This window comes from Ensifer sp. ENS10 (assembly GCF_014852025.1).
Lineage (GTDB): Bacteria > Pseudomonadota > Alphaproteobacteria > Rhizobiales > Rhizobiaceae > Ensifer.
Genome location: NZ_JACVAS010000008.1, coordinates 286,317 through 301,062, shown reverse-complemented (window position 1 = coordinate 301,062; position 14,746 = coordinate 286,317). Strand labels below are relative to the sequence as shown.

The following is a 14,746-nucleotide window of genomic DNA, read 5'->3' as shown; positions in this document are numbered from 1 at the left end:
GCCGAGTGGTGCCGTGAGCTGAAAATCAAAACGGCGGCGCGAGGGCCGCCGTTCTCAAACTTGATTTCTCAGGGAGTGCGGCGCGCAAAAACGCCATGCGCCTTCGCATCCATCGCCCAATCAGATGTCCAGGTTTTCGGCGAACACGGCGCGCTCCTGGATGAAGCGGAAGCGGGCGTCAGCCTTCGTCCCCATCAGATTGTCCACCGCCTCGCGCGTGCCTTCGAAATCGATCTCGTCGATCTCGACCTTGAGCAACGTGCGAAACTTCGGGTCCATCGTCGTTTCCTTGAGCTGCGCCGGCAGCATCTCGCCGAGACCTTTGAACCTGCCGATCTCGACCTTGCCACGACCGGCGAATTCAGTCCGCATCAGTTCTTCGCGGTGCGCATCGTCGCGGGCGTAGAGCGTCTTCGAGCCTTGGCTGATGCGATAGAGCGGCGGTACGGCGAGATAGAGGTGACCGCCGCGAATGAGCTCTGGCATCTCCTGATAGAAGAAGGTGATGAGCAGCGAGGCGATATGCGCGCCGTCGACGTCGGCGTCGGTCATGACGACGATGCGTTCGTAGCGCAAATCCTCTTCGCGGTACTTGCTACGCGTGCCGCAGCCGAGTGCCTGAATGAGGTCGGTGATCTGCTGGTTGGCGCTGAGCTTTTCGCGGCCTGCGCTCGCGACGTTGAGGATCTTGCCGCGAAGCGGCAGGATCGCCTGGTTGGCGCGGTTGCGCGCCTGCTTTGCCGATCCGCCAGCCGAGTCCCCTTCGACGATGAAGAGTTCAGCGCCTTCGGCCGTGTTCTGCGAGCAGTCCGCAAGCTTGCCCGGCAAGCGCAGCTTGCGCACTGCCGTCTTGCGGTTGACTTCCTTTTCCTTGCGCCGGCGGACGCGCTCTTCGGCGCGCTCGACCACCCAGTCGAGCAGCTTGGCGGCTTCTCCGGGATTGTCGGCAAGGTAGTGATCGAAGGGGTCGCGGAGCGCGTTTTCGACGATGCGCTGTGCCTCGACCGTCGCGAGCTTGTCCTTCGTCTGGCCAACGAATTCCGGTTCGCGGATGAAGACCGACAGCATGCCCGCCGCCGAGATCATCACGTCGTCGGTGGTGACGATCGACGCGCGCTTGTTCTGCGTTAGCTCGGCGTAATTTTTCAGGCCCTTGGTCAGCGCGATGCGGAAGCCCGCTTCGTGCGTGCCGCCCTCGGGCGTCGGGATGGTGTTGCAGTAGGAATGGACCTGCTGGTCGCCACCATACCAGGTGACGGCCCATTCGAGCGAGCCGTGGCCGTTGGCCTTCTCCGACTTGCCGGCGAAGATCTCGCGGGTGACGGTGAATTCCTTGCCGAGTGTGGCGGCAAGATAATCCTTCAGGCCGCCCGGGAAGTGGAAGACGGCCTTGTCCGGGATCTCCGAGCCTTCCTGCAGCAGCGACGGATCGCAGGACCAGCGGATTTCGACGCCGCCGAAGAGATAGGCCTTCGAGCGCGCCATGCGGAAAAGCCGTCCGGGCTCGAAATGCGCGTGCGGACCGAAAATATCCGGGTCCGGATGGAAACGAACGCGCGTGCCACGGCGATTGTGAACGTCGCCGAGTTCCTCGAGCCCGCCCTGCGGAATGCCGCGGGAGAAGCGCTGCCGGTAGAGCTTGCGGTTGCGGGCGACCTCGACCTCGAGCGCGTCGGAAAGCGCATTGACGACGGAAACGCCCACACCGTGAAGACCGCCCGACGTCTCGTAGGCCTTGCCGTCGAACTTGCCGCCGGCATGGAGCACGGTCATGACGACTTCAAGGCTCGACTTGCCGGGGAATTTCGGATGGTTCTCGACCGGGATACCACGGCCGTTGTCCGTGACCGTCAGGAAACCGTCGGCGTCGAGATGGACTTCGATGAAATTCGCATGACCGGCGACCGCTTCGTCCATCGAGTTGTCGATGACTTCGGCGAAGAGGTGGTGCAGCGCCTTCTCGTCGGTGCCGCCGATATACATGCCCGGACGACGACGGACTGGCTCCAGGCCTTCGAGCACCTCGATCGCCGAAGCATCGTAGTCGCTGCCATCGCTGCCGCGCGGGGCAGGGCGCGGTTCGTCACTGCCTGAAGCGGGCGCAGTCGGCGGCTTGCGCGGCGGAGCTCCAGCTTCAGCAGGCTTCGGCTGCAGGGGCGCGGAGGAGAAGAGGTCGCTGTTGTCGTCCATGGGGCCGTTCGGATCGTTCCTGTCACTTGGGGAGAGGCCATAGCAAGACCTCGACTTTGCCGCCATCCCCCGGCGGTCGAATCACCTGAATTCTGCCAGACTCCCGCCGAAAGAGCGAACAAAAGGAGAATGCTGGGCATCGCTTGCAGGTGAAATGCCGCCTTTGCGGCCCTGTTACGGAGCAAGTGTTGCTTTGGCGTCCGTGCGATGGCAAGGCTTCCGGCCAAAGAGGGAGCCCGTCATTGGCCGTGTCCACAACTGTTTTTCCGTTTCGCCGGCTTTTTCTGGCTGCGGCCTTCGCCGCAGGCGCTTCCGCGGCTCAAGCGCAGACGTTGAAACCCTTCAAGGATGAGCTTTTCTCCTATGCCAAGGTGCTGCAACAAAATGATGGCGGCGACGACCTGACGGTGGAATATCAGGAACTGCGCGACATCAACGAACGGGACGAAATTCCGGAACGCCGGGTGAAGCGCGCCTATGTTTCGCTGGGCGTGAAAAGCGAGCAGGTCAACGAGACGCTCGACATTGGCGGTCGCTCGCTTGACGTGACCCGCGTCGGTCCGGACCGCGGCGCTGCCTTTACGGTGATCTTCATCCACGGCCGCGGCGGTGATCGCCGGCTCGGCACCAACGATTTTTCCTTCGGCGGCAACTTCAACCGGCTGAAAAACCTCGCCGTCGCCAATGGCGGAGTCTACTACGCGCCGAGCGTCCGCTCCTTCGACACGGCAGGTGCTGCTGATATTGCCGGCCTGGTCAAACAGGTTTCCGAGCGTTCCGGCGGTCGCCCCGTGGTGCTGGCCTGCGCCTCGATGGGAAGCTTCATCTGCTGGGGCGTTTCGCGCGATGCCTCCGCGGTCGCGGCTCTCGGCGGCATGATGGTCATGGGGGGCGTAAGTGACCCCGATTTCACCAAGAGCGCCGCCTACAAGGCGAAGCTGCCCATGTTCTTCAGCCATGGCAGCCGCGACAGCGTTTATCCGGCCGAGAGCCAGAAAGCGCTCTATCGCACGCTGAAGGGCCAAGGCTACCCGACACGCTTCGTCCTCTTCGAAACCGGCTCGCACGGCACCCCGGTGCGCATGACCGACTGGCGGGATGCGTTGAACTGGATCGGTCGCCGCTGACCTTTGTCCGCGCCGCTGACTTTTGTTAACCAGCCCGACAGTTTCCGGGCGAGATTGTGGCCCGTGTTTCCACTCTGGAAAGTTGAAGACGTCATCATGCCCGGCAATTATTGCTGGGATGGAAATCATGGACGCGCGCACCGAGACACGGCACATTCCGCTGTGTGTGGATCTGGACGGTACTTTGTTGGCCGCCGATACGCTGTGGGAAGGTGCGGCGATCATTCTCTTGCGCAATCCCCTGATGCTCTTTCCCATGCTGTTCTGGTTGGCGAAGGGCAAGGCGCGGCTGAAGCATGAGGTAGCCTTGCGTTCCGGCCGCAAGGCTCAGGACTGGCCCTACCGGCAGGCCGTCATCGATCGGCTCGCCGAGGAGAGAAAGGCGGGCCGCGAACTGGTGCTCGTCACCGGTGCTGCGCCGTCGGTCGCCAGAGACGTTGCCGATCATGTCGGACTTTTTTCCTCGGTCATGCATTCGACCGATGCGCTCAATCTGACGAGCAGCCGCAAGCGCCAGGCGTTGGTCGATCGTTTCGGCGACGGTGCCTTCGACTATATGGGCAACAGCCGTGACGATATCGCCGTTTTCGAGGTAGCGCGGCGTGCGATCGTGGTCGCCCCGGATGCTGCGGCGGAGAAGTGGCGCCGCAATCATGACGCGGAACGGCTGGAGACCGGCAAGGTGAGCGCGCTTGCGCCGTTGAAGTCCATCCGCGTGCATCAATGGGCGAAAAACGTACTCATCGGCGTGCCGATGATCCTCAATCATGAGGTGCTGCATTTCGACGCGATCATGAGCGTCATCGTCGCCTTCTTCGCCTTCAGCTTCCTCGCCTCGGCGGTCTATGTCATCAACGATCTTTCGGACCTCGCCAATGATCGCCGCCATGCAAAGAAGCGTCACAGGCCGCTCGCCAGCGGCCAGATGTCGGTGCCGACAGCGCTCATTCTTGCCGGCTGCCTCGTCCTGGCATCGCTGTCGCTGACGCTGTTGCTGCCATGGAAATTTGCCGGTGTGCTGGCGTTCTATGCCTGCGCGACGACTGCCTATACCTTCGTGCTGAAGCGCAAGCTGTTGGTCGACGTCTTCACGCTCGCCGGCCTCTACACCACGCGCATTGTTGCCGGTGCCGCGGCCACGGGCACGGAACTCTCCTTCTGGCTGGTCTCCTTCGCCATCTTCTTCTTCCTCAGCCTGGCGCTGGTGAAGCGCTTTGTCGAGTTGCACGAATTCGACGACAAGGATGGCGGCAACGTTCCGGGGCGCGGCTATCTCGCTGTCGATTTCGAGATGGTGGGGCAGGCTGGCGTTGCTTCCGCTTTCACCTCGGCTCTGGTCCTTGCGCTCTACGTGCACAGCAAGGAACTCCAGGAAATGTACACCACGCCGTGGGCGCTGTGGCCGCTTTGCCCGCTGGTGCTCTATATGTTGTTGCGCATCTGGATGCTCGCGCGTCGCGGCATGCTGCATGAGGACCCTGTTGTCTTCATCATGCGTGACTGGCGCAGCCAATTGACCATGCTGGTCGGCGCGCTGTTGATACTGTTTGGAGCCATCGGGCCGCAATGAGTTTGCAAGACCATGAAAGCTGGGGCCGCCTCGACAATCGCGCGCGGCCGGCCATTTCGCCTGACGACTATGAGGATCGCCTCGGCAGCCTGGAGGCGGAAGGCTACTTGCCCTTCGGCAATGGCCGCAGCTACGGCGACAGTTGCCACAATGACCGAGGCACGCTGATCGAAAGCCGCCGGCATGGCCGGATCATCGCCTTCGATCCCGGCACCGGCATGATGACCTGCGAGGCCGGCGTGACGTTGCGCGAGGTGCTCGAACGCGCGATCGAACATCGCTTCTTCCTGCCGGTCACCCCCGGCACGGCTTTCGTGACCGTCGGCGGCGCACTTGCCAACGACGTGCACGGCAAGAACCACCATGCGCGCGGCACCTTCGGCAATCACGTGACAGGTTTCACGCTTCTGCGCTCGAACGGGGATCGATTGACCTGTTCGCCCGGAGAGAACGCTGAACTCTACGCTGCGACCATCGGCGGCATGGGCCTGACGGGGTTGATCCTGACCGTGGATCTGCGGCTGATGAAGGTGCCGTCGCCGCACGTGCAACAGCATGCGATCCGCTTCGATAATCTCGACCAATACTTCGCCCTCGTCGATCGGGTCGACGAGGAGCACGAATATTCCGTTGCCTGGATCGACCAACTCGCTATAGGAGCCCGCGCGGGCAGGGGCGTACTGCTGGCCGGCGACCATGCCGACGGCTCCTGTGAACTGCCCGATATCCCGAAGGGATTGAAGCTTTCGGTGCCCTTCGCGCCGCCCTTCAATCTTCTGAACCGGACAACGCTCAAGGCCTTCAACGAATATTACTTCCGCAAGGAAAAGCCTGGCGAAACCGTGACGACGGTTCCCTGGACCTCCTATTTCTATCCGCTGGATGCCATCGGCGCCTGGAACAGGCTTTACGGCCCACGCGGTCTCTATCAGCACCAGAGCGTCTACCCGGCAGAGCGGGCACCGGCGATCACCGCGCAACTCATGGAAACGGCCCGCAGGGCCGGCCATGCGTCGTTCCTGACGGTTCTCAAGCGTTTTGGCGATATCGGCTCGCGCGGCGTTCTGTCCTTCCCGCGACCCGGTTTTACTTTGACATTGGACTTCGCCAATCAAGGTGAACGGACAGTAAAGCTGCTGGATGCGCTCGATCGCATCGTGGTGGAGGCAGGCGGTGCGGTCAATCCGTACAAGGATGCTCGCATGAGCCCGCAAGTCTTTGAAATGTCTTTCCCTTCCTGGAGGAGGCTCGAGGCGTTGCGCGATCCAGCGCTCGTTTCCAACTTCTGGAAGCGCACGGCTCTGGCTTTGCCAGAATGAGAATGCAGATAATTTTATTCAAATAAACTTTCAAACTTCACGGAAAATCCGTCTCTTGCCCGTAAGTACATTTTCGGGACTGGGAGTAAAACAATGAAATATATTCCATTCATTCTCTTTACGGTGCTTACCAACGCTGCCGCTCAGCTCATGCTGAAACAGGGCATGCTGACGCTCGGGCCGATTTCTATGACCGCTGAAACGGCGATCGTCCGGCTGTTCCAGATCGTCTTCAACCCCTGGGTCTTTGCCGGCCTCGCGACCTTCGTCATTTCGATGGCGTCGCATCTCTATGTGCTGTCGAAGGTCGAGCTTTCCTTTGCTTATCCGTTCCTGAGCCTCGCCTACGTCGCAGTCGCGGTCTTCGCCTATTTCGTTTTCCGCGAGGACCTCAATGCCTGGCGCATCGCCGGCATCGCGCTGATCTGCGCAGGAACCCTTCTTATCGCCCAGTCGGGCATCTCATCCCACGCCGATGACAAGCCGGCGGATGCAGCCGGGGTGAGCGCTGCAGAATTCGGGAGCAAGTCATGAAACACATCATCTTTGGTGGCGACGGCTTTGTTGGCCGTCACCTGGCGGAACGTCTCGTCAAGGACGGCGAGGACGTGGTGATCGCCGATATCGTCAAGTCCGACCTGCCGCATTACGGCCGCGCCCGCTTCGTCCATTGCGACGTCACTGACCTGAAGGCTGTACAGAAGGTCGGCATCGGTCCCGATGACATGGTCTACAATATGGCGGCCAAGATGCTGTCGCCGCTGCAGATCCGCTCGAAGCGCTGGGAATTCTTCTGGCCCGTCAACTATTACGGCGCCGAAAACATCATGAAGGCCATGGACGCCGCCGGCGCATCGCGCCTGGTGCAGTTCACCACCGACATGATCTACGGCCACACGGTGCAATCGCCGCAGACCGAAACCCATCCGGCAAAGCCGCTCGGCGAATACGGCAAGTCGAAATGGGCGACCGAGCAGCTTGCGGTGCAATGGCGCAAGCAGGGCATGAACATTTCGATCTTCCGCCCGCGCCTGATCATCGGGCCCGGTCGTCTCGGCATTCTCGAGAAGCTGTTCAAGCTGATCGACATGAACCTGCCGGTGCCGATGATCGGCTCGGGCAAGGTGCCCTATCAGTTCATCTCGGTCTTCGATTGCGCCGAAGCTGCACGCCTTGCCTGGAAGGGTGGCGTGCCGAATGAAGCTTACAATCTCGGCTCCGACAATCCGCCCTCGGTGCGCGACCTGCTCGGCAATCTCATCGAGCACGCCGGTTCCAAATCGTTCCTGCTGCCGACCCCCGCCTTCGCGGTCAAGCAGACGCTGGCCTTCTTCGATCTCATCAACAAGCCGATCATGGATCCGGAGCAGTATCTGATCGCAGACGAGATGTGCGTGCGTGAGACCGGCAAGCTGAAGCGCGAGCTCGGATGGCGTGCGGAATACAATGATGGCGACATGCTGGTCGCCGCCTATGACGAATATCGGGCAAAGAAAATGGGTGCCGCGGCCACCGCCGCCGTCGCCGTGCCGGCCGAATGAGGGGAGACACCATGTTGGACATACCGAACCGTATCGCCGTTGCCGCCCCTTCGCTCGATGGTGGTGTGACAAAGCCCGAACTGATCACCGTGGAACAGGCAAAGGCCATGTCGATCGGCGACATCACCACGGCTTTCAAGGAGCATCTGAATCCCGGACAGCTTCACTTTATGAAGCTTCTTGGCTTCCACAAGGTGAAGATCGAAAGCGCCGAGGGCATGTTCTACACCGACCAGAACGGCCGCAAGATCCTCGATTTCTTCGGTGGCTTCGGCTCGCTGGCCTTCGGCCATAACCATCCGCGCATCCTTGAAGCGCGGCAGAAGTTCCAGGACGAGAAGCGTCACGAGATCGCCATCGCCTTCATGTCGCAATATGCGGCGGCGCTGGCCAAGAACATCGCCGCCTGCTCGCCGGGTGACCTCGACATGGTCTTCCTCGGCTCGTCCGGCTCGGAAGCGATGGAGGCTGCCGTCAAGCTCGCCGAGCGCGCCGCCGGTCCGAAGCGGCCTAAGGTCGTCTATGCCGAGAATTCCTTCCACGGCAAGACCAAGGGTGTGCTCGCCATCACCGACGGCCAGCTCTATCGCGCCGACTTCAAGCTCACCGACAATACGGTCCGCGTGCCATTCGCCGATATCGACGCGGTGGAAAACGCCTTCAAGTCCGATCCTGAAATCGGTGTCATCGTGCTCGAAACCATCCAGGGAGGCGGCGGCATCATCCAGGCGCCGGCCGAGTATTGGCAGAAGCTTCGCGCGCTCTGCGACAAGTACGGCGTGCTCTGGGTCGCCGACGAGGTGCAGTGCGGTTATGGTCGCTCCGGCCGCTTCTATGCGTTCGAGCATTATGGTGTCGTGCCTGACGTGACAGCGCTCGCCAAGTCGCTCGGCGCCGGCAAGGCAGCCGTCGGCGCGATGATCGCGCGTCGCGAAGTCTATATGAAGGCCTACGGCACGCCGAAGACCGCAATGATCCATGCCATGGCGACCTTTGGCGGCATGGGAGAGGCCTGCGTGACGGCAATCGAAGGCATCAATGTGCTCTATGACGAGCACCTGATCGACCGCGCCGCCGACAGCGGCAACTATCTCATCGATCGCCTGCAGGCGCTGAAGGAAAAATACCCGAAGATCATCAAGGACGTTCGTGGCCAGGGGCTGATGGTCGGCCTGGAGTTCCAGGACTTCAGCCAGACGCTGCCGATGGTGCTGCGCCCCGTCGTCTCCATGCTTGACGACAAACTCAAGGGTTCGCTGTCCGGCTTCATCGGCGCGCTGCTCCTACGCGACTACGATGTGCTGGTGGCCTTCACCGAATACAATCGCAACGTCATCCGGCTCGAGCCGCCGCTGATCTGCGAGCGCGCTCATGTCGACCAGTTCATCGCAGCGCTCGACGACCTGCTCGGCCGCGGTATCGTGCGCATCGTCAAGGATTTCGTCGGCAGCCAGATCGGCTGAGCCAAGGACTTGCGTTCAGAAAGGGGCAGGGGCGTTCACCGCCTCTGCCCTTTGATATTCATGTCGAACTCGACGACGTTGGAATAGATCGGCGTGCCGACATCCATGCCATAGGGCGAACGGTGGATGTTGCCGCGGATGTTGAAGGCGATCGAGCCGCGGTTCCAGTCAAGCAGCGTCACCGAGAAGCGTTCCTTTCGCGAGGTGCCGCGGGCGGTCAACGTTCCCTCGACCGCCGCGGTAGCGGGGCCGGTCTGCTTCACATTCGTCGAACGGAAGGTGACGGTGCTGTAGTTCGCGGTGTCGAAAACGGCGCTGGACTTCAGGAAATCCTCGGTCCGCTTCTCTCCCGTTTTCACACTTTCCGGGTAGAGCGTGAACTCGACGGTCGAGTGGTCGACATCATTTCGGTCGATGCGGAAGCTGCCGGAAAATTTGCCGAAGTCGCCGACGATTCCTCCGCCGCCTGCTTGTGCTACCGTGAAATGGATACGGGAAGCGGACGTGATGCCGTAGTTTCCGGCCGCATCGGCAAGGTCTGGCGCGGCGCCGACAGCGAGCGATGGGCTGACGGACATGGCCGCCAGCAAGGCGAGTGCAATTGCCCTGGGTGATGGTTGCAAGCGCAGTGTCATGGTTTCTTCCTTCCAGCGATGACCGGATTCGCGCCCGCCGTTTGGGAGCGTTTATGGCGGCGCGATCCGGTTGGCAGCATGCGGACGAGGACGTCGTCCCGCCGCGCAAAGTGGTGGTAGAGGGCGGCCAATACGTGAAGCGTCACAAAGGCGAGGAGCAGATAGGCGAGCGTCATATGGACGAGCGTCCAGAGGTTCTCAGCCGGTGCCGATTTCGCCATCGGCAGATGCGGTATGACGACCCAGTTGAAGTAAAAGCTTGGGATGTTCAGCGTCGAGGTGGATGCGACGGCCCAACCGGCAAGCGGGACAGCGAGCGCAAGCCCCATGAGCACGATATGAGTGACGCTGCCTGCGCGCTGCTCAAGGGGGCTGAGGCCTTCCGGCGGCTTCGGATGAAGCTCGACCACGTGCCAGAGGGCGCGCACCACCGCCAGGCCAAGCGCGGTGAAACCCAGCGACTTGTGCCACTGGTACAGCGAAAACTGCAGCACTGGGTCGATCGGAACCCGGCGCATGATGAAGCCGAGGGCGAGCAAGGCAAGGATGATCGCCGCAATCGTCCAGTGAAGGATGATGGTGACCCAGCCGAACCCGGCCTTGTCGTTGCGCAACATGTTCGTCTCCGTGGTCGCCAGCCCGGCCGCTACAACTCGGTTACGGCGGTGAGACCCATGAGCTCATGCTTTTATTCGCCGATAATACCGTAAAATTGCACTGCGATCTTGTTGACGTCGGCAAGCTGTGGTCCACTTGCGGTGGAAGGGGACACGGAGGGGTTGTTCCCGGAAGCAGTTGGGCTGGCGTAGATGACGAAGAAAAAAACGACACCGAAGAAAAAAACGACACCAATGAGTCCGCATGAGCGGGAGGCTTATGAACTGGCTCGCACGGGCATCCGCCTTGGAACCGAAGGCAAATATGGCGAGGCGATCGATGCCTGGCGTCTGGCATCCGACATAGCCGATGCCTACCTCGCTTTCACGGACATGTATTACTGGATCAAGAGTGGTTACGGCGCGGCACTTTGCGATGCCGGGCAGTACCGCGAGAGCATCGCCGTCTCGCTGCTGTCCCGCGAGTGGACCTTGGAGCGGCGCCAGCCGCTTTCGTCGCTTTCGATCGCACGCTCCTACCTCGCTCTTGGCGAAGGCGAGGCGGCTGCCCCCTACCTGCGCGAGGTTCACGGCTTGATCGGCGATGCGATCCTCGAGCAGTTCGACGAAGACGTGGAGGCGGACGTTCACGCGGCGATTGCCGGCCTCGAGAACGGCGGTACACATCCGTCAGCAGGCCGACCAAAGTGACGTTGGGTTTCTAGGCTAGACCAGGACCATCTGCGAACCGGAGTCTAGCGCCGTTCGCTATCGCGAACGGTCAAGCGTTTTCTCGCCATGATTTCATCATACGTGCCGTTTGCCCCTTTAGCGGGTGATCCGAAGTCGACCGTTCTGGTTCCGGCTCTTTTTTAACATTTTGATTTTTCTTAGGAGTTTCCAATGGGTGAGACCGTATTGCCGTCTGATGCCGAAATTACCCTGCGGCGCATTTCAGCCCTGACCGTCTGCGACGTCTGCGAGCTCAGCGAAACGCTAAGCGACGAACAGCGCAACATGGTGGCGGACAACGGCACCTCGATTGCCGAGGCGCATTTTTCCGAGAATGCCTGTTCCGCGCTGTTTATGCCGAAGAGACGCTGGTCGGCTTCATCATGCTGCATGAAGGATCCGACTGGGACGACGGTATCGATTGCCCCGGCGTCTATCTCTGGCGCTTCATGATTGCCCGCCCGTTCCAGGGCAGGGGCTTTGGCAAGCAGGCGATCGCCCTTGTCGTTCGTGATTTGAAGGCGCGCGGTCTTCGCGAACTCTACACGAGTTACGGACAGGGTCCCGGCAGTCCCGAAGGATTTTATCGAGAGCTCGGCTTTGAGCCGACGGGCGAGCACTATGACGACGAGCTCGAGGCCGTGCTGAAATTCTAAAAACAGCGCAGCATGGGGCCCTGGCTCCGTGTCTGCCGCACGATTTTCATGAGTAGACTATGAGTAACGATCTACACGAGGCCAATCGCCTCTCCTGGAATGCGGCGACAGTCGCGCACAACAGCCATAAGGGCGACCAGGCGGCCTTTTTCCGTGCCGGGGGCTCCACGCTCTATCCGGAGGAAATCGAACTGCTCGGTGATATCGCCGGGCTGGACCTCCTCCATCTCCAATGCAACTCCGGCCAGGACAGCCTGAGCCTTGCGCGCCTCGGCGCGAATGTGACCGGCGTCGACATCTCGGATGAGGCGATCGCCTTCGCCACGCGGCTTTCCGAAGAATGCAGGATCGCGGCCAGATTCGAACGGTCCGACCTGTTCGAATGGTTCGAGCGTGCCCGCGCAGACGAACGGCGGTTCGATCGCGTCTTTGCGTCCTACGGCACCATCTGCTGGCTGTCGGACCTCGGGGTCTGGGCGCGCGGTATCGCCGATGTACTCAAGCCCGGCGGGCGCTTCGCCTTCATCGAGTTCCATCCCTTCGCGATGGTCTTCGACCCAAGCTGGGAGCCGCACTATGACTACGCGCCGAAGGAACCGGTCGCCGAAGCGGGCGTCGGCGACTATGTTGCGGATTCCGGTGCCGGTCTTGCGGCCGGAGGCTACCAGGAGGGTGTGGTGGGCTTTAGCAATCCCCACCCATCTTTCGAGTTCAACTGGGGCATCGCGGATGTGATCCAGACGCTCATCGATGCCGGGCTCCGGATCGAGCGTCTGACGGAATATCCCTATTCCAACGGCTGGATCGGTTTCGAAGGCATGCGCGACCTTGGTGGCCGGCGTATGGCGCCGCCTGCAACCATGCCAAGCCTGCCGCTTATGTATGCGATTGCGGCATTGCAGCCGCAAGGGAAGCAGGGAGCGGGGGGCAGGGGCCGGGCGGTCGCTGGCGCCAAGCCCATCACCATCCGGCCCTGGCGCCCCGAGGAGGGCGAACGGCTGTTGGCAATCTGGCTCGCGGCGTCGCGCTTCGGTCATCCGTTTCTCGGCGAGACGCGCCTTGTCGAGCAGCAACAGGTGGTGCGCGACACCTATCTGCCGATGGCCGACAACTGGGTCGCCGAAATCGACGGGGAGGTCGTGGGCTTCATCGGGCTGATCGGGAATTTCATCGGCGGGCTGTTCGTGGATCCGCACATTCGCGGCGCCGGTATCGGTCGCGCGCTTGTCGAGGATGCTACCGCCCGGCTCGGGCGACTGGATGTAAGCGTCTATGCCGACAACCAGGCGGCGGTCGCGTTTTATCTCCGCCTCGGTTTCGTCGAAACCACACGCAAGGCAACCGACGACGAAGGGCTGCCGTTTGCCGTGGTCGAGATGACGCGCGCCGCATGAGGTGCATTTACGGCGGGGCAGGCAACCGGCCCCGCCGTCGGGAATAATCGCCGTCAGCGCTTTTATTTGCCGGCCGCATTTGCTAGGCCGCTTCGGGAGAAAAGCATCCGGAGGAAACTGCATGACGCCCGATATCCGCCCGCTCGTCGCCGGCAACTGGAAGATGAACGGAACCCGCGCCTCGCTCGATCAGATCAAGGCGATGGCCGAAGGGGTCAAGGGCGAACTCTCCGCCAATGTCGAAACGCTGATCTGCCCGCCTGCGACCCTGCTCTACGTGGCGACGGCGCTTTGCGACGATAGTCCGTTGCTGATCGGCGCGCAGGATTGCCATCAGAAGCAATCGGGCGCCCACACCGGCGACGTTTCCGCCGAAATGATCGCCGATTGTTTCGGCACCCACGTCATTGTCGGTCACTCCGAGCGCCGCACCGATCATGCCGAAAGCGATGCGCTGGTGCGCGCGAAGACGGAAGCGGCGCATGCCGCCGAACTCGTGGCGATCGTCTGCATCGGCGAGACCGGTGACGAGCGCAAATCGGGCAAGACGCTCGACGTCCTGAAGCGACAGCTGGCCGAAAGCCTGCCGGACGCGGCGACCGCCGAAAACACCGTCATCGCGTACGAACCCGTCTGGGCGATCGGCACGGGCCTGACGCCAACGGCTGCCGATGTCGAGGAAGCGCACGCCTTCATGCGCAAGGAACTCGTTTCGCGCTTTGCCGACGCGGGAGCCAAGATGCGTATCCTCTATGGTGGCTCGGTCAAGCCTTCCAATGCGAAGGAGTTGATGGGCGTCGCCAATGTCGACGGCGCACTGATCGGCGGCGCGAGCTTGAAAGCCGAAGACTTCCTCGCCATCTACCGGGCTTATGAAGAATTGACGGCCTGATCGCCCGGGTTGCCGGGCAGGGGCTTGGAATGGCGTACGGCTTGGTATAAAGAGGCGAAAAATTGCGCCCGGCCAGGCCGAGTTTGCGCATGGTTTGATTCGTGTGCCCCAAGGGCAGGACTGGAAGCTGATGCAGACCGTACTACTCGTCATCTATCTCATGGTGGTCGTCGCCCTGATCGGCGTCGTTCTCATTCAGCGTTCCGAAGGCGGTGGTCTCGGCATCGGCGGCGGCTCGGGCTTCATGTCCGCCCGCGGCACGGCCAACGCGCTGACCCGCACGACGGCGATCCTCGCCGCGCTCTTCTTCGTTCTGGCGCTCGCGATGGGCATCCTCGCTCGCTATCAGCCGCAGGCGACCGACATCCTCGACCGTATCCCGGGCACCAGCTCGAACGGCGGCGGCGTTCTCGATTCGCTCGGTGGCGGCAACACCCAGGCTCCGGCCGGTGGCGCCACGCAGCAGCAGCCGGGAACGGCCCCGGCAACCGGTAACGGCGCTGCGACTGGCAACGGTGTCCCTTCGACGGCGCCGGCAACATCGGGCGAAGCTCCGGCAGGCGGCACAACGACTGAGACGCCCGCCAACAACAATTCGGGATCGCAAGTTCCCAGCGGCCAATAAGGCCGC

15 protein-coding genes are annotated in these 14,746 nt (G+C 61.8%); 12 read left to right on the top strand and 3 right to left on the bottom strand.

Features of this window, described 5'->3' with window-relative positions; all coding sequences use genetic code 11:
• Positions 1–120: 120 nt before the first annotated feature.
• Entirely contained in the window at positions 121–2,190 is a 2,070-nt protein-coding gene (parE, locus tag IB265_RS25885) for a DNA topoisomerase IV subunit B (RefSeq protein WP_057255634.1), read from the bottom strand.
• 242 nt (positions 2,191–2,432) lie between these two features.
• Between parE and IB265_RS25880 the strand changes: the two genes are divergently transcribed.
• The 6 genes from IB265_RS25880 (at position 2,433) to IB265_RS25855 (ending at position 9,210) form a co-directional block, all read left to right on the top strand.
• Positions 2,433–3,317 carry an alpha/beta hydrolase gene (locus tag IB265_RS25880; protein WP_112947123.1) on the top strand — a complete coding sequence of 295 codons (885 nt, stop codon included), beginning with the start codon at positions 2,433–2,435 and terminating at the stop codon, positions 3,315–3,317.
• A 127-nt stretch (positions 3,318–3,444) separates the two neighbouring features.
• Positions 3,445–4,887 carry a UbiA family prenyltransferase gene (locus tag IB265_RS25875; RefSeq protein WP_113736735.1) on the top strand — a complete coding sequence of 481 codons (1,443 nt, stop codon included), beginning with the start codon at positions 3,445–3,447 and terminating at the stop codon, positions 4,885–4,887.
• Positions 4,884–6,206 carry an FAD-binding oxidoreductase gene (locus tag IB265_RS25870; RefSeq protein WP_162770908.1) on the top strand — a complete coding sequence of 441 codons (1,323 nt, stop codon included), beginning with the start codon at positions 4,884–4,886 and terminating at the stop codon, positions 6,204–6,206. Before IB265_RS25875 ends, IB265_RS25870 begins: the two co-directional genes overlap by 4 nt.
• A gap of 93 nt (positions 6,207–6,299) precedes the next feature.
• On the top strand, positions 6,300–6,740 hold the full coding sequence (locus IB265_RS25865) for an EamA family transporter (protein WP_192495289.1): 441 nt from the start codon (positions 6,300–6,302) through the stop codon (positions 6,738–6,740).
• Positions 6,737–7,747: an NAD(P)-dependent oxidoreductase gene (locus IB265_RS25860; protein WP_058320564.1), complete on the top strand. Its 1,011-nt coding sequence runs from the start codon at positions 6,737–6,739 to the stop codon at positions 7,745–7,747. Before IB265_RS25865 ends, IB265_RS25860 begins: the two co-directional genes overlap by 4 nt.
• Positions 7,748–7,758: 11 nt before the next feature.
• Positions 7,759–9,210: an aspartate aminotransferase family protein gene (locus tag IB265_RS25855; protein WP_058320565.1), complete on the top strand. Its 1,452-nt coding sequence runs from the start codon at positions 7,759–7,761 to the stop codon at positions 9,208–9,210.
• Positions 9,211–9,245: 35 nt separating this feature from the next.
• On the opposite strand, the gene IB265_RS25850 is transcribed toward IB265_RS25855, so the two are convergent.
• Positions 9,246–9,845: a YceI family protein gene (locus tag IB265_RS25850; protein ID WP_058320566.1), complete on the bottom strand. Its 600-nt coding sequence runs from the start codon at positions 9,843–9,845 to the stop codon at positions 9,246–9,248.
• Complete coding sequence (locus tag IB265_RS25845; RefSeq protein ID WP_112947120.1) at positions 9,842–10,462, bottom strand: cytochrome b; 621 nt, start codon at positions 10,460–10,462, stop codon at positions 9,842–9,844. Before IB265_RS25845 ends, IB265_RS25850 begins: the two co-directional genes overlap by 4 nt.
• A gap of 192 nt (positions 10,463–10,654) precedes the next feature.
• On the opposite strand from IB265_RS25845, the gene IB265_RS25840 reads away from it, so the two are divergent.
• From IB265_RS25840 to secG, 6 genes are all read left to right on the top strand, one after another.
• Positions 10,655–11,152, top strand: coding sequence for a hypothetical protein (locus tag IB265_RS25840; RefSeq protein WP_113398879.1), 498 nt, complete (start codon positions 10,655–10,657; stop codon positions 11,150–11,152).
• A 192-nt stretch (positions 11,153–11,344) separates the two neighbouring features.
• Positions 11,345–11,626, top strand: a complete 282-nt coding sequence (locus IB265_RS36920) for a hypothetical protein (protein WP_246806037.1) — start codon at positions 11,345–11,347, stop codon at positions 11,624–11,626.
• On the top strand, positions 11,557–11,829 hold the full coding sequence (locus IB265_RS36915; RefSeq protein WP_255571416.1) for an N-acetyltransferase: 273 nt from the start codon (positions 11,557–11,559) through the stop codon (positions 11,827–11,829). The genes IB265_RS36920 and IB265_RS36915 overlap by 70 nt, the downstream gene beginning before the upstream one ends.
• Positions 11,830–11,888: 59 nt before the next feature.
• The gene (locus IB265_RS37615) at positions 11,889–13,223 is read left to right on the top strand and encodes a bifunctional class I SAM-dependent methyltransferase/GNAT family N-acetyltransferase (RefSeq protein WP_210334583.1); all 1,335 of its coding nucleotides are present in this window, start codon (positions 11,889–11,891) and stop codon (positions 13,221–13,223) included.
• Between the two features lie 121 nt (positions 13,224–13,344).
• On the top strand, positions 13,345–14,115 hold the full coding sequence (gene tpiA / locus IB265_RS25820) for a triose-phosphate isomerase (protein WP_113736709.1): 771 nt from the start codon (positions 13,345–13,347) through the stop codon (positions 14,113–14,115).
• A 130-nt stretch (positions 14,116–14,245) separates the two neighbouring features.
• On the top strand, positions 14,246–14,740 hold the full coding sequence (secG, locus tag IB265_RS25815) for a preprotein translocase subunit SecG (protein ID WP_057255646.1): 495 nt from the start codon (positions 14,246–14,248) through the stop codon (positions 14,738–14,740).
• Positions 14,741–14,746 lie beyond the last annotated feature (6 nt).